At 70.4% G+C, this 17009-nt stretch carries 15 protein-coding genes; 9 read left to right on the forward strand and 6 right to left on the reverse strand.

What is annotated here, in order from left to right; all coding sequences use genetic code 11:
* Positions 1 to 61 precede the first annotated feature (61 nt).
* Complete coding sequence (locus AB3X10_RS01820; protein WP_369978547.1) at positions 62 to 433, reverse strand: hypothetical protein; 372 nt, start codon at positions 431 to 433, stop codon at positions 62 to 64.
* Positions 434 to 757: 324 nt separating this feature from the next.
* On the reverse strand, positions 758 to 1225 hold the full coding sequence (locus AB3X10_RS01825) for a hypothetical protein (protein ID WP_369978549.1): 468 nt from the start codon (positions 1223 to 1225) through the stop codon (positions 758 to 760).
* 179 nt (positions 1226 to 1404) lie between these two features.
* Between AB3X10_RS01825 and AB3X10_RS01830 the strand changes: the two genes are divergently transcribed.
* Together AB3X10_RS01830 and hemB are read left to right on the forward strand one after the other, a co-directional pair.
* A complete protein-coding gene (locus AB3X10_RS01830) occupies positions 1405 to 1653 on the forward strand; it encodes a hypothetical protein (RefSeq protein WP_369935863.1) in 249 nt (82 codons plus the stop codon).
* 211 nt (positions 1654 to 1864) lie between these two features.
* Positions 1865 to 2857: a porphobilinogen synthase gene (gene hemB, locus AB3X10_RS01835; protein WP_369978551.1), complete on the forward strand. Its 993-nt coding sequence runs from the start codon at positions 1865 to 1867 to the stop codon at positions 2855 to 2857.
* Positions 2858 to 3198: 341 nt separating this feature from the next.
* Here hemB and AB3X10_RS01840 read toward each other — a convergent pair whose 3' ends face one another.
* Entirely contained in the window at positions 3199 to 4206 is a 1008-nt protein-coding gene (locus AB3X10_RS01840) for an NAD-dependent epimerase/dehydratase family protein (RefSeq protein ID WP_369978553.1), read from the reverse strand.
* 93 nt (positions 4207 to 4299) lie between these two features.
* Here AB3X10_RS01840 and AB3X10_RS01845 point away from each other — a divergent pair, with 93 nt between their 5' ends.
* Positions 4300 to 5187, forward strand: a complete 888-nt coding sequence (locus tag AB3X10_RS01845) for a LysR substrate-binding domain-containing protein (RefSeq protein ID WP_369978555.1) — start codon at positions 4300 to 4302, stop codon at positions 5185 to 5187.
* 184 nt (positions 5188 to 5371) lie between these two features.
* Here the strand turns inward: AB3X10_RS01845 and AB3X10_RS01850 are convergent, their stop codons facing one another.
* A complete protein-coding gene (locus tag AB3X10_RS01850) occupies positions 5372 to 6124 on the reverse strand; it encodes a DNA/RNA non-specific endonuclease (protein ID WP_369978557.1) in 753 nt (250 codons plus the stop codon).
* Between the two features lie 197 nt (positions 6125 to 6321).
* Here AB3X10_RS01850 and AB3X10_RS01855 point away from each other — a divergent pair, with 197 nt between their 5' ends.
* Entirely contained in the window at positions 6322 to 8832 is a 2511-nt protein-coding gene (locus AB3X10_RS01855) for a PepSY domain-containing protein (protein ID WP_369978559.1), read from the forward strand.
* A gap of 250 nt (positions 8833 to 9082) precedes the next feature.
* Here AB3X10_RS01855 and AB3X10_RS01860 read toward each other — a convergent pair whose 3' ends face one another.
* The gene (locus AB3X10_RS01860; protein ID WP_369978561.1) at positions 9083 to 9982 is read right to left on the reverse strand and encodes a TolB family protein; all 900 of its coding nucleotides are present in this window, start codon (positions 9980 to 9982) and stop codon (positions 9083 to 9085) included.
* 52 nt (positions 9983 to 10034) lie between these two features.
* Between AB3X10_RS01860 and aroE the strand changes: the two genes are divergently transcribed.
* The 4 genes from aroE (at position 10035) to dinG (ending at position 13875) form a co-directional block, all read left to right on the forward strand.
* Positions 10035 to 10883 (forward strand): shikimate dehydrogenase, encoded by an 849-nt coding sequence (gene aroE, locus AB3X10_RS01865; RefSeq protein ID WP_369978563.1) that lies wholly within the window; start codon positions 10035 to 10037, stop codon positions 10881 to 10883.
* A gap of 45 nt (positions 10884 to 10928) precedes the next feature.
* Positions 10929 to 11255, forward strand: a complete 327-nt coding sequence (locus AB3X10_RS01870) for a hypothetical protein (protein WP_369978565.1) — start codon at positions 10929 to 10931, stop codon at positions 11253 to 11255.
* Positions 11256 to 11334: 79 nt separating this feature from the next.
* Positions 11335 to 11685 carry a hypothetical protein gene (locus AB3X10_RS01875; protein ID WP_369978567.1) on the forward strand — a complete coding sequence of 117 codons (351 nt, stop codon included), beginning with the start codon at positions 11335 to 11337 and terminating at the stop codon, positions 11683 to 11685.
* Between the two features lie 60 nt (positions 11686 to 11745).
* Complete coding sequence (gene dinG, locus AB3X10_RS01880) at positions 11746 to 13875, forward strand: ATP-dependent DNA helicase DinG (RefSeq protein ID WP_369978569.1); 2130 nt, start codon at positions 11746 to 11748, stop codon at positions 13873 to 13875.
* A gap of 18 nt (positions 13876 to 13893) precedes the next feature.
* Here the strand turns inward: dinG and AB3X10_RS01885 are convergent, their stop codons facing one another.
* Positions 13894 to 15159, reverse strand: a complete 1266-nt coding sequence (locus AB3X10_RS01885; RefSeq protein ID WP_369978571.1) for an alginate lyase family protein — start codon at positions 15157 to 15159, stop codon at positions 13894 to 13896.
* Positions 15160 to 15452: 293 nt separating this feature from the next.
* On the opposite strand from AB3X10_RS01885, the gene katB reads away from it, so the two are divergent.
* Positions 15453 to 16976 carry a catalase KatB gene (gene katB, locus AB3X10_RS01890; RefSeq protein WP_369978573.1) on the forward strand — a complete coding sequence of 508 codons (1524 nt, stop codon included), beginning with the start codon at positions 15453 to 15455 and terminating at the stop codon, positions 16974 to 16976.
* The last annotated feature ends 33 nt before the right edge of the window (positions 16977 to 17009 follow it).

Here is a 17009-nt window from a genome sequence, read left to right on the forward strand (position 1 = left end):
GGATGGACCTCAACTGCTCCAGCGTGACGATCGCCGCCGGCGCGCAGGCTCCGCAGCCGGGTCAATGATCGTAGGGAACGCTCTCGGGGCGGCGCCCGTCCGTGTTCTTCCAGTTGCCTTCTTTGCGGGCGACGGGGCACACGCTCATGTACTGCCCGACGGCGGTCACTGCCGTCTGCGTCCATGGGAGGAAGCAGACATAGCCGAAACAGCATGTGCCGGTGGTCGGGTAGGGACAGTATCCCGGTGCGGCGATCCAGGTCCCGCTGATCGGACTGATCGGAATCCAGTTCTTGTCCTGGTCCTTGCATCCCTGCGTGCAGAACACGAAGGGATCATCGTCGCGGCAGGCCAGGGGAACGTAGAAACCCGCTGCTTCGGCCGTCACCTGCAGCCCGAAGAATGCGACCAATATCCATATCCAGCGCTTCATAACGAGTCCTTCTGTCAAAGACGGTCCATCCCGGGTGCTCAGACTATCGAGGTGTCATGACCCTTGCGGGTCCGGACGCGAGGCCGGACGCGGCCACTGAATATACCCGAGGGTCGGGGAATACTATAACCCGGCCAATAGCTTACCAAGGGTTCCGGGCGACGGTCGCCTGTGCCAGGGCCGCTGCGCCAGCCCAGGGGGCGGTACGGCCGGGTGCCGGAGCCGGACCGGCGTTGGCCGGCCGCAGAGCCGTCCCTGGCCGATTGTCGGAGGAGCCCGGCGCTCCGACAGCGGAAGCGGCCAGGTGCACTGCCCCCGAAAGACTCAGCGTTCCTGCGGCGGCACCGGCTGCTGGGGCTGCGGCGCTGCCGGCGCCTGCGCCCCCGGCGGGACCCAGATCGCCATGCCGGCGGCGCGTTTCTGCGTGGTCGGGATGCCGATGCCCAGGCCGCCGCCGACGTGGCCGCCGTAGCTGCCGGCGCCGACCGAGACGCCGCCGCCCGAGCGCTGCGAGGCCACGCCCATCAGCACCACGCCGTTGGCGCCGAGCTTGGCCGCCTCGCGCTTGAGCCGCGCCATCGCCGCATCGGTCTGGCCCTGGGTGCCGAAGCCGGCGGCGCTGGACGACTCGAGCTGGGCGATGTCGACCGCGCCCAGCGGCGGGGTCGAATAGATCTGGACCAGGGCCGGGTCGATCGGCGGACGCGGCGCGCCGACCATGACCTTGGAGGAACTGGCGCAGCCGGCCAGCGCGAACAGCAGCGCCAGCGGCAACAGCGGTCGGACGTTCATGGCATTACCCCCCGCGGATCGGATACGAGGCGATGATAGGCGCGATCGGTGAACCGCGACGCACCCGCCATCGCCGCGCCACCGTGGCACGCCCGTCGTGAGCCCCGTGCCAAGAGTTGGCTTGCGCCGGCAGGGCCGCGCGCTATGGTGCGCACTGGCATTGAGCGAAGGGCGGCGGCATGGGCTTGATCAGTCTGTTGTGGGGCATCGTGGCGTTGCTGTGGATGATCCTGGCCTTCATCCCGCTGCTGGGCTGGGGCAACTGGTTCGTGATCCCGTTTGCCGCGGTCGGCGCGATCATCGCCGCGATCGGCCTGCTGTTCACCTCGGCGCCCAATCGCGGCCGCGCCAAGACCGGGCTGATCCTCAACGGCCTGGTGATCGTGGTCGGGGTGATCCGGCTGAGCCTGGGTGGCGGCCTGATCTGAGCGCTGGCCCGCGCGTGGCCGCCGGGCACGGCGGCATGCTGTGTTGCAGCGGCCGGCGTCCGATTGCGGCCGGCAGGCGTAACATTCCGCGCTGACGGCCGCCGCGTGGCGGCCGCTCCCGTTCGCGCCGGTGCGTGCGGCGCGGTCCGGGGCGCCCGGCTGCCGCTGCCGTCCCGTGCGACGCCCGATCCGTCCCAGCAGGAGCCTGCACGTGGCCCATCCCCATTACCGCCCCCGGCGCATGCGCCGCGACGACTTCTCGCGCCGGCTGATGCGCGAGCACACCCTGACCGCCGACGACCTGATCTGGCCGGTGTTCGTGCACGAGCTGCCCGGGCGCGCGCCGATCGCCTCGATGCCCGGGGTGGCGCGGCTGTCGATCGACGAATTGCTGAAGGAGGCCGAGACCGCGCTGGAACTGGGCATCCCGGTGATCGACCTGTTCCCGGTGATCGACCCGTCCGGCAAGAGCCTGGACGCGGCCGAAGCCTGGAACGAGGACGGCCTGGCGCAGCGCGCGGTGCGCGCGCTGAAGGCGCGCTTCCCCGAACTGGGGGTGATGACCGACGTGGCGCTGGATCCGTACACCACCCATGGCCAGGACGGCATCATCGACGCGCACGGCTACGTGCTCAACGACATCACCGTCGAGGCGCTGGTCAAGCAGTCGCTGTCGCATGCGCAGGCCGGCGTGGACATCGTCTCGCCCTCGGACATGATGGACGGGCGCATCGGCGCGATCCGCCGCGCGCTGGATGCCGACCAGCACCTGCACGTGCGCATCATGGCCTACTCGGCCAAGTACGCCTCGGCGTTCTACGGCCCGTTCCGCGACGCGGTCGGCAGCGCCGGCAACCTCGGCAAGGCCGACAAGAGCACCTACCAGATGGACCCGGCCAACGGCGACGAGGCCTTGCGCGAGATCGCGCTGGATCTGGAGGAAGGCGCCGACATGGTGATGGTCAAGCCCGGCATGCCGTACCTGGACGTGGTGCGGCGGGTGAAGGACGAATTCCGCGTGCCCACCTTCGCCTACCAGGTCAGCGGCGAGTACGCGATGCTCAAGGCCGCCTTCGCCAACGGCTGGCTGGACGAACGCAAGTGCGTGCTGGAATCGCTGATGGCGTTCAAGCGTGCCGGCGCCGACGGCGTGCTGACCTACTTCGCGCCGCAGGTGGCGCGCTGGCTGCGCGAGGCGCGCTGAGGCGGACACGTAGGGCCTGTCGGAGCATTTCGATCCGGACGATGCCGTCTTTTGCGGGAGCGACTTCAGTCGCGACGTCGGGCACTCTCGGTAGAGCCCGTCGCGACTGAAGTCGCTCCCAAAATGCGTGGCGAAGTGAGGGGAAAACCTGCCGCCGCTTGCGGGTGCCTGCGCGGATGGCTGTGCCAGCGGCAGCGAGGCGGCTGCCGGCGGGTCGGACGGTGCCGCGTGTCGTAGGAGCGGCTTCAGCCGCGACGGACGCTTTCCGACAGGATCTGTCGCGGCTGAAGCCGCTCCTACAAAGGCAGGAAGCGCGCAGAGCAAACGCGCGGGCGCGGCATCTACGCGGACGGCTGCGCCAGCGGCATCGAGGCGGCTGCCGGCAGGCAGCCCAGACCGATCAGCGTCGCCTCCACCGCGTCGTCCAGCGGCGTGTGCGGCTCTTCGCCGAGCGTGCGCAGCAGGCGCGCGTTGCGCATGCGCAGCGGATGCCGCCACAGCGGGCGCATCTCGCGCAGTTCGCGCGCCAGCGGCAGGAACGCAACGGCCAGGGTCAGCAGCCACCACGGGAAGCGGCGGGTCTTCGGCGGCGCCATGCCGTGGCGTTGCAGCACGCGGGCGATCGCCGCGGCCATCTGCGTGCCGTCGGCATCCCAGTGTCCGTCCATGTGCAGGCGCGCGAAGGCCGGAAGCGCCACGCGCTGCTGCAGCAGCCGCAGCATGGTCCGCGCCACGTCCGGAACGTACGCCCACTGGTGGCCGACGCCGGGATCGCCCGGCAGCGTCACCGTGGCGATCGGGCGCCCCGCTGTCACCAGGCCTTGCGCGAACCAGCTGTTGCCCACGCGCGGGCCGAAGAAGTCGCCGGCGCGCACCACGATGACCCGCGCCCCGTGCGCGGTCGCGGCCTGCAGGCGCCGCTCCATCTCGACCCGGATCGCGCCCTTGCGCGTGGCCGGGGCCTGCGCCGCGTCTTCGTCCGGCGCCGGGTAGGCATCCAGGCCGTAGTTGTAGACCGTGCCCGGCAACACGACGGTCGCGCGTTCGGCGCAGGCCGCGGCGATGCTGTTGTCGAGCATCGGCAGCACCAGTTCCGACCAGCGCCGGTAACCGGGCGGATTCACCGCGTGCACGATCACCGCGCAGCCGCGCGCGGCCTGCAGCACGTCCTCGCGGCACATGGCGTCGCCGCGCTGCCAGGCGATGCCGTCGCGGGTTTCGTTGGCGCTGGCCAGGCCGCGCTGCAGTGCGCGCACCTGCCAGCCGGCGTCGCGCAGCTGGCGCGCCAGCTCGCCGCCGATGCCGCCAGTGGCGCCCAGGACCAGGGCGGTGGTGGAGGTCGTTGCCATGTGGATGCTCCGTTGCGGGGGAGGCGGCCAGTGTCGCCGCGGCCACGTTGCGAAGGAATTGGCGAACATCGACGATCGGCTATACATTTATGTATGGACAACGCCATCGGTTGGGAGCTGTACCGGTCCTTCCTCGCCGTGCTGGAGGAGGGCTCGCTGTCCGCGGCGGCGCGTGCGCTGGCGCTGACCCAGCCCACCGTCGGCCGGCATGTGGCGGCGCTGGAGCAGGCGCTGGCGGTGCCGCTGTTCGTGCGCTCGCAGAGCGGGCTGCTGCCGACCGACGCGGCGCTGGCGTTGCGCGGCCATGCCCAGGCCATGGGCAGCATCGCCGCCTCGCTGCAGCGCGCGGCCGGCCGCCATGGCCAGGCGGTGCAGGGCACGGTGCGGATCTCCGCCAGCGAGGTGATCGGCGCCGAAGTGCTGCCGCCGGTCCTGGCCGGGTTGCGCCGCGCGCATCCGCAGCTGCGGCTGGAGCTGGTGCTGAGCAATCGCGTGCAGGACCTGCTGCACCGCGAGGCCGACGTGGCGGTACGCATGACCCGGCCCGAGCAGGATCTGCTGGTCGCCCGCCGCATCGGCGAGATCGCGCTCGGCCTGTACGCCCATCCGGATTACCTGGCCCGGCACGGCACGCCGCAGCGTCTGGACGAGCTGACGCAGCATGCGCTGGTCGGTTTCGATGCGGACACGCCATTCCTGCGTGCCGCGCGCGCGGGGCTGCCGCTGTGGCGCCGCGAGGCGTTCGCGCTGCGTGCCGACAGCGACCTGGCGCAGTTGGCCCTGATCCGCGCCGGCTGCGGCATCGGCTTCTGCCAGACGGCGCTGGCGCGGCGCGCGCCGGGCCTGCTGCCGGTGCTGCCGCAGCAGGTGCGGGTGGGCCTGGACACCTGGATCACCATGCACCAGGACCTGCGCGGCAGCGCGGCCTGCAGCGCCGTGTTCGCGGCGCTGGCGGAGGCGATGACCGCGCACGTGGGCTGAGCCACGTGCGCGGCGATTCGCTGGTGATTCGATGGGCGAGCCGCCTGTCTGCGGAAATGCGGTCTGCGCGTGCGAATGCATCTGCAGACCGCTTTCGCAGTTCCACATGCCCCTACGGTCTCGACACAGCCTCAGCAGGCGACGCGGCTACGAATCCCAGATCCCGAATCCCGAATCCCGGCTTTCAAGGCATCGTCAACGCGATCGGCGTGGACTTCATCGCCGCGGAGATCGACGGGAACGGATCGATGCTGGCCATGGTGATCACGTCGTCGATCGACACCACGTCGCAGTTGATGCTGTCGTCGTTCACGCACAGGTACGCGGCCGCGCCCACGCCCGGCTCGTACACCGCCTTCCAGACGTAGTCCGCCACTTCCACCTTGTCGGTGCCGATGGTCGTTACGTTGTCGTCGAAGGCCGGGCCGGTCACCACGTAGATCTCGCCGCGCTGCTTGGCCAGCTGCCGCACCTGCTCCTCGATGCGCGCCCACTCGCCGGTGTTGAGCTTGTGGTCCTGCGGGACCACGTTGGCCATCGAGAACGTCTCCTTCTCCGAGCTCTCGGTGGAGGCGTCGCCGGCCGGGGTCATGTGGCCGCGGTCGAACCCGGTGTTGGTGTAGTCCGAGCTCTTGGAGCGGTCGGCGGCGGGAATGGCGGTTTCCTCGTGGAACGAGCCGACCCGGCCGATCGCCTCGGCGCCGGCGACCTGCTGGTCGGTCAGGTGTTCGGCCGAGTACAGCGGGCCCTTGGTCACGCCCGAGGCCAGGATCACGTACTCGGTGTGGCAGACCTCGGTGGTGCGCGCGCTCAGCGAGGCGTCCACGCTCGGCGGCTTGCCGCCCGCGTACAGCGTGGCGCAACTGGTGGCGGCCATCGCCGTTTGTGCCGCGAACAGACCGAGCAGAACCAGACAACCGCGCAGGGAGAAGGACATCGGGGGATACCTCGCTAGCCAGGGGAGTGAAGAAACTGGCGAGGGCGGATGTCGCTGCGGTGACGGTTGGATGTGGCGCGCATGGCAACTGCGGCGCTGGTCACGCTTGCCGGTAGACGCGGAAAGATCGGCGCAGTGCGGATCCGATAAGCATTCTCATTTACAATGCCCGGCCGCCTTCCGACCGTGTCCTGCCCGTGACCAAGACGCTGTTGTTCCAGCTGCACTGGCTGCTCGGCATCAGTGCCGGGCTGGTGCTGTCGGTGATGGGCCTGAGCGGGGCCACGCTGGCGTTCGAGGACGAGATCGTGCGCTGGGCCAACCCGCCGCTGGCCGAGGTGGCCGCGCGCCACGCCGCCGGCGAGTCGCCGCTGCCGCTGGCCGAACTGGCGCGGCGCCTGGACCTGGGCGGCGCGCACCGCAGCACCCGCCTGCTGATCGACCCCACCGGCACGCGTCCGTCCAACCTGCGCCTGGCCGGCCGCGACGCCGGCCGCCTCTACTTCGATCCCTACACCGGGCAGGCCGTGCCGGAGCCGCGGCTGACCGGGCTGTTCGAATTCGTCGAGGACCTGCATCGGCGCCTGGCCGCCGGCGAACGCGGCAAGGCCGTCACCGGCGCCTGCGCGATCGCGCTGATCTTCTTCTGCCTGTCCGGGCTTTACCTGCGCTGGCCGCGGCAGTGGTGGAGCTGGCGCGCGTGGTGGGCGGTGGAATGGAAGCGGCAGGGAAGGAGCTTCCTGTGGAGCTTGCATTCGGTGATCGGCACCTGGTGCCTGGCGATCTACCTGCTGATCGCGCTGACCGGGCTGTACTGGTCCTACGACTGGTACCGGCAAGGGCTGGTGGCGGTGCTCGGCGGCGAACGCGCCGACGAGGCCGGCGGCGGCCGCGGCGGCAAGCCGCCGGCGCTGGACTACGCGCGGCTGCAGGCCGCGCTCGACGCGGTGCCGGGCGTGCGCCGCGCCTACCTGGACCTGCGCCTGCCCGGCCGTGCCGGGCAGCCGCTGATCGCGCGTTACCTGGCGCCGGATCCGGTGCACAGCCGGGCGTTCGACGGCCTGGAGATCGATCCGCGCAGCGGCCGCATCCTGCGTCGCCTGGACTACCGGCAGCAGCCGCTGGGCCGGCAGTTGCTGAGCAGCGTGTTCGCCCTGCATACCGGCAGCTTCTTCGGCCTGGCCGGGCGCGTGGTGGTGATGCTGGCGAGCCTGTGCATGTCGCTGTTCTTCGTCACCGGCTGGCTGTTGTACCTGGACCGGCGGCGCAAGAAGCGCGCGCTGCACGATGCGCGGCGCGGCCTGGCGTCGCCCGCGCCGGCCGCCGCCGCCGAGCCGTGGCTGGTGGGCTTCGCCAGCCAGAGCGGCTTCGCCGAGCGCCTGGCCTGGCAGGCCGCCGGCCAATTGCAGGCGGCCGGGCTGCCGGTGCAGGTGCAGTCGCTGGCGCAGCTGGACGCCGCGCAGCTGCGCGGTGCGCGGCGTGCGCTGTTCGTGGTCAGCACCTTCGGCGACGGCGAGGCGCCGGACCCGGCCCGCGCCTTCGAAAAGAAGGTGCTGCGCCAGGCGCAGGCGCTGCCCGAGCTGGGCTATGCGCTGCTGGCGCTGGGCGATCGCCAGTACGCGCGCTTCTGCGGGTTCTCGCGGCGGCTGGAGCAGTGGCTGGCCGCGCAGGGCGCGCAGGCGCTGTTTCCGGCGGTGGAAGTGGACAATGCCGATCCGCAGGCGCTGGCGCAGTGGCAGCGGCAGTTGTCCGCGGTCACCGGCGTGACCGCCGCGGCGCCGGAACTGCAGGCGCCGCCGTCGCTGGAATGGCGCCTGGCCGGCCGCGCGCTGCTCAATCCCGGCAGCGCCGGTGCGCCGGTGTGGCGCATCGATCTGCTGCCGCCGGCGCAGGCGCACTGGCAGGCGGGCGACATCCTGGAGGTGCAGCCCCGCCACGCCGATGACGTCGTGCGCGCCTGGCTCGCCGCGCATGGGGTGGCCGCCGACACGCCGGTGCGCGCGGACGGCGTGGCGCTGCCGCTGCCGGCGGCGCTGGCCGATCGCGAACTGCCGGTGCCATCCGCGCACCCGCACGATCCGCAGGCCTGGCTGGACACGCTGCCGCAGCTGCCGCTGCGCGAATACTCGATCGCCTCGGTGCCGGCCGACGGCCTGCTGCAACTGGTGGTGCGGCTGACCCGGCGCAGCGACGGCAGCGCCGGCCTGGGCTCGGGCTGGCTGTGCCTGCATGCGCCGCCGGGCGCCGTGGTGCAGGCGCGGGTGCGCGCCAACCCCGGGTTCCGCCGCCATGGCGATGCGCCGCTGCTGTTGATCGGCAACGGCACCGGCATCGCCGGCCTGCGCAGCCTGCTGCGCGAAGCCGAGCACGCCGGCGTGCATGGCCACTGGCTGCTGTTCGGCGAGCGCAACGCGGCGCACGACGCGCTGTTCGGCGCGGAGCTGCAGGCATGGCGGGACAGCGGCCACCTGCAGCGCCTGGACCTGGCGTTCTCGCGCGACCAGCCAGGCAAGGTCTACGTGCAGGACCGCCTGCGCGATGCCGCCGACGAAGTGCGCGCCTGGCTCGCGCGCGGCGCCACGCTGCACGTCTGCGGCAGCCTGGACAGCATGGCCCGCGGCGTGGACGCGGCCTTGCGCGAGATCCTGGGCGAGGAGGCGCTGGATGCGCTCAGCGCCGAAGGGCGGTATCGGCGCGATGTGTACTGAGGTGTGCCGGCGCGGCTGCAACGGTTCAGGCTGGTTTCTTGGCCTGGACCGAATCCGGTCGCGTTGTGTCCATCGCTACGCCCGTTGCGGCTGAAGCCGCTCCTGCAGAGAGCGGCGCGCATCTGCTGCTTTTTGTAGGAGCGGCTTCAGCCGCGACCAACTGCATCGGCGATCATCGCAGCGACCGTTCCGGCAGCGTTGGATACGCAGATGCGGCGACCGCACTTTTCGGCAGCGACGCCATCGCCAATCAGCGCACACCCGCACAATCGCCGCTGCCGCTCGCCACCGGCGCCTTCATCCGGTACAGGTCGCGCTGGCCGGCCTTCGGTGCGCGCGCGCTGCCGGCGACCAGCAGTTCTGTCGGCTTGGACACGTCCAGCACCGCACCGCGCGTATCGCCGTCGGCGCTGTTGAACGACAGCGCCAGCGGCTGCGGCTGCAGGTAGTGCCCGCCGCCGCACTGCGCCAGCAACAGCTGCGTGCCTTGCGCCTTGCGCGCCCGCGCGAACAGCAGCGCGCGGCCGTCGCCCAGCCAGGCCGCATCGGTCTCGTCGTCGGCGCTGTTAATCCCTTCCAGCGCCTGCGGCTGGGCGAAGGCCTGGCCTTGCAGTTGTGCCACGAACAGGTCCAGGCCGCCGGCGCCGCCGTGGCCGTCGCTGGCGAACAGTAGCCGGGTGCCGTCCAGCGACAGCGCCGGCGCGCGCTCGTCGCCGCGCGAATTCACCGCCGCGCCCAGGTTCTGCGGCGGGCCGTAGCGGCCGTCGGCCAGCAGCGCGGCGCGGTACAGGTCGCTGCCGCCGTGGCCGCCGGGCCGGTCGGAGGCGAAGTACAGCCAGTGCCCGTCGGCGCTGAAGAACGGGTCGGTGTCGGCGCTGGCCGAGTTCAGCGGCGCCGGCAACGGTTGCGGGTCGGCCCAGCGGCCATCGCGCAGCGTGGCCTGCCACAGGTCGCCGCCGCCGGGCCCGCCGGCGCGGTCGGGGCTGGCCCAGACGATGCGCTGGCCGTCCGCGGAAACGCTGGCGCGGGTCTCGTCGGCCTTGGTCGAGACCACGCCCATGCCCTCGATGCCGAACTCGGAAAGCGCGAACGCCGACGGCGCGCAGAGTAAACTCGCGGCCAGCGCGAGCGGCAGGGCGGGGGTCCGCATGTCGGATTCCTTCGGATGTCGCGACCAGTCTAAAACAACCAACGAGCGTTCCATGCCCACATCCCGCTATGCCGTGTTCGGCCATCCCGTCACCCACTCGCTGTCGCCGCGCATCCATGCCGACTTCGCCAAGCAGACCGGCATCGCCCTGCAGTACGACGCGATCGACGCGCTGCCGGACGGCTTCGCGGCAGCGCTGGCGGCGTTTGCCGCCGCGGGCGGCGTCGGCGCCAACGTGACCCTGCCGTTGAAGGAAGCCGCGTATGCGCTCAGCGTGATCCACAGCGAGCGCGCGCAGCGCGCCGGGGCGGTCAATACGCTCAGCTTCCGCGACGGGCAGTGGCACGGCGACAACACCGACGGCGCCGGCCTGGTGCGCGACCTGACCGGGCGCAACGGCCTGGACCTGCGCGGCCGCCGCGCGTTGCTGCTCGGCGCCGGCGGCGCCGCGCGCGGCGTGGCGCCGGCGCTGCTGGAGGCCGGCGTGCAGCAGTTGCTGATCGTCAACCGTTCGCCCGAGCGCGCCGACGCGCTGGTGGACGCGCTGGGCGATCCGGCGCGCGCCATCTCCCGCTACTGGGAGGACCTGCGCGAGCAGGGCGACTTCGAACTGATCGTCAACGCCACCGCCGCCGGTCGCGACGACAGCGCGGGCTTCTCGCTGCCGCTGTCGCTGGTCAACAGCATGACCCTGGCGGTGGACCTGAACTACGGCGAAGTCGCGATCCCGTTCCTGGCCTGGGCGCGCGCGGCGCATTGCCGCGACACCGTGGACGGCCTGGGCATGCTGGTCGAGCAGGCGGCGGAGAGCTTCGAGCGCTGGCATGGCGTGCGCCCGGACACCGATCCGGTCTACGCCGCGCTGCGCGCGCGCGACGCAGTGCTGGTCAGCGCCGACTGACCCCGGCGCCGCGGCGCTTCCTTTCGTAGCTCGATGGAGATTGCCATGGACGATGGATTCGTGATGCAGCTGTTGACCACGGTGGGCTTCCAGCTGCCGATCCTGATCGTGCTCGGCACCGGCCTGGTGCTGCTGGCCACGCGCCGTCCCGGCCGCGCGCGCACGCTGGGCCTGTGGGGATTGAGCCTGCTGCTGCTCGGCGGGCTGTGCGGCACGGTGACCTCGCTGCTGCCGATGTGGGTCATCGCGCAGGGCGGCAGCTTCTCCAGCTACGCGGTCTGGTACGGCATCCTGCAGGCGGTGTTCACCCTGCTGCATGCGGTGGCGATGCTGCTGGTGGTGCTGGCGTTGCGGCTCGCCTTGCCGCGCTAGGCGCGTCGTCGGCATTGGACGCTGCAGCGGTTGGCGCTGTTACCATCCGTCGGCGCCTACCGTAGCCGGAACGATCCCGATGCGCCTTGACCATTTCGTGGATTTTGCGCTGCTGGCCGGCAGCGTCGGCCTGGCCGTGAAGTTCGGCATCCTGCTGCTCGGGTTCCTGCTGCTGTTGCGCTGCGCACCCGGTCGCCCGCGTACCCTGTTGCAATGGGGATTGGTGGTGCTGCTGGCCAACGTGCTGCTGCCGCTGTTTCTGGTGGCAGTGGTGGCCCTGGTGCGGCTGATCACCGGTTTCTCCGGCGACATGTGGGCGGACACGGCGATCAAGCTGCTGCAGGACGTGCTGTTCGCGATCGGCGTGGCGCTGCTGCTGCAGGCCTTGTGGCTGACCTTGCCGCGCAAGCGCGCGGCGGCGCCGGACTGACCGAGCGGCAGATGCACGCCGGGTCGCGATGGCTGCGACCAGACGTGAGAAAATGCCGGCATGAACGATGACGCCACAGCGGCCGCGGCCCGCGCCGCCGACAAGCCCCAGCGCGAGCTGACCGAGCCGCTGAAACTGGCGATCCGCGACGCCTACACCAAGCTGCAGGCCAACACCCCCGGTTTCCGCGTGCGCCGCGCGCAGAGCCAGATGATCGGGGTGGTGTCGCGCGCGCTGGGCACCTCCGGCGGGGTCGGCGTGGCCGAGGCGCCGACCGGGGTCGGCAAGAGCCTGGGCTATCTCACCGCCGGCGTGCCGATCGCGCTGGCCAGCAAGAAGAAGCTGGTCATCAGCACCGGCACCGTGGCGCTGCAGTCGCAGCTGGTGGAGCGCGACATCCCCGCCTTCCTCAAGGCCACCGGCATCGAGGCGACGGTGGCGCTGGCCAAGGGCCGCACCCGCTACCTGTGCGCGCGCAACGTCGCCGAGCTGCATGGCGAAGCCGCGCAGAACAGCATGTTCGAGGACGAGGCGCCGCTGTACGACCGCCCGCTGAGCCCTGCCGAGGCCGAGCAGGCGCGCGCGCTGGCCAAGGCCTACGCCGACAAGACCTGGAACGGCGACCTGGATACCGCGCCGGAGCCGATCCCGGCGTCGCTGCGCGCGCGCATCACCACCAACGCCGCCGGCTGCGCCGGGCGCCGCTGCTCGTTCGCGGTGCAATGCCCGGTGCTGAAGGCGCGCAGCGACGTGCGCGAGGCGCAGATCGTGGTCACCAACCACGCGCTGCTGCTGTCGGCGCTGGCGCTGGGCGACAGCGACAACGGCCAGCCGCTGATCGCACCGCCGGCGGACATGCTGCTGGTGCTCGACGAAGGCCACCACATCGCCGGCGTCGCCATCGACCAGGGCGCGGCCAACCTGGCGCTGGACGACATGGCGCGGCGCACCGGGCGGCTGCAGGCGCTGGTCGGCGCCGCCTACCGGCTGGCCGACAAGGACACCATCGGCAACCAGCTGCCGAACGAGGCGGTCGAGCTGGCGACGCGGGTCAGCAAGGGGCTGAAGGCGTTCCGCGCCGAGATCGAGCGCGCCTGGGTGCCGGACCCGGGCCAGGAGGAGCCGATGTGGCGCGCGCCCAACGGGCGCCTGCCCGAGGACTGGAAGCCGCTCATCGATGCGCAGGCGCAGGACACCGCCGCGCTGCTCAACTGGGTGCAGGCCGCGCATCAACTGGTGGCCAAGTCCAAGCAGGAGGATGCGGCCAAGGAGCGCCTGCAGCGCAGCCTGGGCATGGCCCTGGAGATGGTCGAACAACAGTACGCGCTGTGGCTGGGCTGGCGCCGCGAGGACCAGGACGGGCAGGCGCCGATGGCGCGCTGGATCACCGCCTCGCGCGATGCCGACCTGGTCTGCCATTGCTCGCCGGTGTCGGCCGCGCAGGTGCTGCGCGCGCTGCTGTGGAGCGAAGTGGACTCGGCGGTGCTGACCTCGGCCACGCTGACCGGCGGCGGCGACTTCCAGGCGCTGGCGATCGACAACGGCCTGCCCGCGCATGCCGAGATGGTGTCGCTGTCCTCGCCGTTCGACCTGCCCAACCAGGCCGAACTGATCGTGCCGAAATTCCCGGTGGCGCCGGACGACCGCGAGGGCCATCCGCGCGAGGTCGCGCGCTACCTGGTCAAGGAGCTGGACTGGGGCAAGGGCTCGATCGTGCTGTTCACCTCGCGCTGGAAGATGCTCAAGGTCGCCGACCTGTTGCCGATCGCGCAGCGCAACCGGGTGCTGGTGCAGGGCGAGGGCTCCAAGTCGCAGATGATCGGCGAGCACATGCGCCGCATCGGCGCCGGCGAAGGCTCGGTGCTGTTCGGCCTGAATTCCTTCGGCGAAGGCCTGGACCTGCCAGGCGAGGCCTGCACCACCGTGGTCATCACCCAGGTGCCGTTCGCGGTGCCGACCGACCCGCAGACCGCCACCCTCGGCGAGTGGTTCGAAAGCCGCGGCCTCAACGCCTTCAACCTGATCGCGGTGCCGCACGCGCTGCGCACGCTGACCCAGTTCGCCGGGCGCCTGATCCGCAGTTCCAGCGACCACGGCCGGGTCATCATTCTCGACTCGCGCCTGCTGACCAAGCGCTACGGCAAGCGCATCATCGATGCGCTGCCGCCGTTCAAGCGGGTGATCGGCTAGCGATCGCGCCGGCCGGCGCTATGGCGTCTGCTGCAGGCTGTACAGCAAGGTGCCGTAGCCGAGCTGGTCGTAGCCGCCGCTGTTGGGGCCGTAGTCGCCGCCGCCGCCTTCGGCGCGGACCTTGGCGGCGAATCTGGTCAGGTACGGCGCTTTCATGCCTTTCAGCACCACGTAGTGGTTGTACAGCAGTTCCCACTCCGGGCGCAGCGTGCCGCGCCCGTTCGGCGAGAGCGTCGTCTGCGTGACATCGCTGTTGCTGTAGGTGGTGTACGGCAGCACCAGGGTGTCGTCGCAGCGATCGCCATCGGTGTCGCAGACGTTGTAGGCGGCCACGTACTCGGCGCCCTTGAGCACGCGGTTGTCGTCGTAGCCGAACAGGTCGTCGCCCTGGCTCCAGGCCATCTGGCACAGCGAACCGAGCAGGGCGATCACCAGCGTGGCATGGCCCTGGTCGCGCCCACTCTCCTGCACCTGGCCCATGCCCTGCGCCGGATACAGCTTCCAGATCGCCTTGGCCAGGCTGCCGTTGCCGGCGCCGTGCTCGAAGTAGTCGATCGCCTCGTCGTACAGATCCGCGCGGTCGGTGAGCACGCCGATGGCGAGGATGGCATTGAGTTGCGCCAGATCCCAGTTCGCCCAGTAGTGGTCGATCTGCGCATTGTTGTGGCGGACCAGGAAGTCGTGATTGATCGGATAGAACACGTCCAGCATCATCTGCTTGAAGCGATTGAAGTCGTCCCTGTTCCAGCCGGTGTAGTCGCGCATCAGCTCGCCGGCATTGGCGAATTGGTAGCCGTAGATGCCGGCGGCCAGCGCTGCGTCGCTGGTTCCGCGGATCGCGGTGAGCTTGCCCGACCAGGCGTTCATGATCTCCACCGCCTTGTCGGCATAGCGGCTGTCGCCGCCGAGCTTCCAGCGCAGCGCCAATGCATAGGTGGCCGCGGCATCCCGGTACAGCTGCGCGTAGTTCTCCGGGTGCTGGCCGTCGTAGCCGCGGTAGACGATCTCCGCAGGGCGCGGCTTCCAGTCCAGCGAGGCATGCGGGTTGGCGGTCAGCCGTTCCCATCCCGCCTGCCAAGGTGCGGCGGAGACGCTGAGTCTTTCCTGGATCCGGGCCAGATCCTGTGCGCTGTGCAGCAAGCCGGGATGCGCGAAGCTGCGCGTCGCCGTGGCCGCCTCGGCGAGGAAGGCGGCCATGCACAGCAGCAACAGCGCGATCCAGCGCAGCGCGCCGCGTGCGCCCGAGCGGCGCGTTTCTGCAGGCACGGTCGTGGGGTCATGCATCGGATCTCTCCTGGGTTGGCGGCGGCGCGCGATGCGCGCAGTGCAGCTGCGCTCGGCGCGAACGGCACGGCAGCTTCGCCGGCAGCGTCTACATTTTGATGTCGGTTTTCCGTTGCCGGCTTGCGCATGCGCTGTGTGTCGTCGAACTTGCAATGCATCGCCCACGCCATCGGAGACCGCAATCACATCGCCGGCGCCGCATCTGCGGTGCCTATCGCTTCCATAGCAACTAACGAATTCTCCGCGCACGGCGCTACCGCCATCATTCAGCTCCCTCAACACGAGCTGACGCCATGCGCCCTGGAACACTGTTGGTGCTCGCCCTGCTGTCGCAGACCCTGATCGTCCCCGCGGGGTTCGCACAGTCCACGCTCACCCGCGACAACGGTGCGCCGGTCGGCGACAACCAGAACTCGCAGACCGCCGGCGCCACCGGCCCGACCCTGCTGCAGGACGTGCAGCTGATCCAGAAGCTGCAGCGCTTCGACCGCGAGCGCATTCCCGAGCGCGTGGTGCATGCGCGCGGCACCGGCGTGCACGGCGAATTCACCGCCAGCGCCGACATCTCCGACCTGACCAAGGCCAAGGTGTTCACCGTCGGCGAGAAGACCCCGGTGTTCGTGCGCTTCTCCTCGGTGGTGCATGGCAACCACTCGCCGGAGACGCTGCGCGACCCGCACGGCTTCGCCACCAAGTTCTATACCAGCGAAGGCAACTGGGACCTGGTCGGCAACAACTTCCCCACCTTCTTCATCCGCGATGCGATCAAGTTCCCGGACATGGTGCATGCGTTCAAGCCGGATCCGCGCACCAACCTGGACGACGATTCGCGCCGCTTCGACTTCTTCTCGCACGTGCCCGAAGCCACCCGCACGCTGACCTTGCTGTACTCCAACGAAGGCACGCCGGCCGGCTACCGCTTCATGGACGGCAACGGCGTGCACGCCTACAAGCTGGTCAACGCGCAGGGCGAGGTGCACTACGTCAAGTTCCACTGGAAGTCGCTGCAAGGCCTGAAGAACCTGGATCCGAAGCAGGTGGCGCAGGTGCAGGGCAAGGACTACAGCCACCTGACCAACGACCTGGTCGGCGCGATCAAGCAGGGCGACTATCCGAAGTGGGACCTGTACATCCAGGTGCTCAAGCCGGAAGACCTGGCCAAGTTCGACTTCGATCCGCTGGATGCGACCAAGATCTGGCCGGACGTGCCCGAGCGCAAGATCGGGCAGATGGTGTTGAACAGGAACGTGGACAACTTCTTCCAGGAGACCGAGCAGGTGGCGATGGCGCCGGCCAACCTGGTGCCGGGCATCGAGCCGTCGGAAGACCGCCTGCTGCAGGGGCGCATCTTCTCCTATGCCGATACCCAGCTGTACCGCGTCGGCACCAACGGCCTGAGCCTGCCGGTGAACCGGCCGCGGGTGACGGTGAACAACGGCAACCAGGACGGGGCGATGAACTACGGCGCCACCACCAGCGGCGTCAACTACGAGCCGAGCCGGCTCAATCCGCGCCCGCAGGATCCGAACGCGCGCTACAGCCAGCTGCCGCTGTCGGGCACCACCCAGCAGGCCAAGATCGCCCGCGAGCAGAACTTCAAGCAGGCCGGCGAACTGTTCCGCAGCTACAGCAAGAAGGAGCAGCAGGACCTGATCCAGAGCTTCGGCGAATCGCTGGCCGGCACCGACGACGCCAGCAAGCACATCATGCTGTCGTTCCTGTACAAGGCCGATCCGGCCTACGGCAGCGGCGTCGCCCGCGTCGCCAAGGGCGACCTGGCGCGGGTCAAGCAGCTGGCCGCGCAGTTGCGGGACTGACCGTCACTGCGCAGCGCGGCGGCGCCTCCCCCA

This window comes from Xanthomonas sp. DAR 80977 (genome assembly GCF_041240605.1).
In the GTDB taxonomy this organism is placed as follows: domain Bacteria; phylum Pseudomonadota; class Gammaproteobacteria; order Xanthomonadales; family Xanthomonadaceae; genus Xanthomonas_A; species Xanthomonas_A bundabergensis.

Bases quoted from the DNA above. Each gene is read 5' to 3' on its own strand.
- AB3X10_RS01850 (WP_369978557.1), bottom strand. From the start codon at position 6,124: ATGTCCTTCTCCCTGCGCGGTTGTCTGGTTCTGCTCGGTCTGTTCGCG.
- AB3X10_RS01840 (WP_369978553.1), bottom strand. From the start codon at position 4,206: ATGGCAACGACCTCCACCACCGCCCTGGTCCTGGGCGCCACTGGCGGC.
- katB (WP_369978573.1), top strand. From the start codon at position 15,453: ATGCGCCCTGGAACACTGTTGGTGCTCGCCCTGCTGTCGCAGACCCTG.
- AB3X10_RS01845 (WP_369978555.1), top strand. From the start codon at position 4,300: ATGGACAACGCCATCGGTTGGGAGCTGTACCGGTCCTTCCTCGCCGTG.
- AB3X10_RS01825 (WP_369978549.1), bottom strand. From the start codon at position 1,225: ATGAACGTCCGACCGCTGTTGCCGCTGGCGCTGCTGTTCGCGCTGGCC.
- aroE (WP_369978563.1), top strand. From the start codon at position 10,035: ATGCCCACATCCCGCTATGCCGTGTTCGGCCATCCCGTCACCCACTCG.
- dinG (WP_369978569.1), top strand. From the start codon at position 11,746: ATGAACGATGACGCCACAGCGGCCGCGGCCCGCGCCGCCGACAAGCCC.
- AB3X10_RS01820 (WP_369978547.1), bottom strand. From the start codon at position 433: ATGAAGCGCTGGATATGGATATTGGTCGCATTCTTCGGGCTGCAGGTG.
- AB3X10_RS01830 (WP_369935863.1), top strand. From the start codon at position 1,405: ATGGGCTTGATCAGTCTGTTGTGGGGCATCGTGGCGTTGCTGTGGATG.
- AB3X10_RS01885 (WP_369978571.1), bottom strand. From the start codon at position 15,159: ATGCATGACCCCACGACCGTGCCTGCAGAAACGCGCCGCTCGGGCGCA.
- AB3X10_RS01860 (WP_369978561.1), bottom strand. From the start codon at position 9,982: ATGCGGACCCCCGCCCTGCCGCTCGCGCTGGCCGCGAGTTTACTCTGC.
- AB3X10_RS01875 (WP_369978567.1), top strand. From the start codon at position 11,335: ATGCGCCTTGACCATTTCGTGGATTTTGCGCTGCTGGCCGGCAGCGTC.
- AB3X10_RS01870 (WP_369978565.1), top strand. From the start codon at position 10,929: ATGGACGATGGATTCGTGATGCAGCTGTTGACCACGGTGGGCTTCCAG.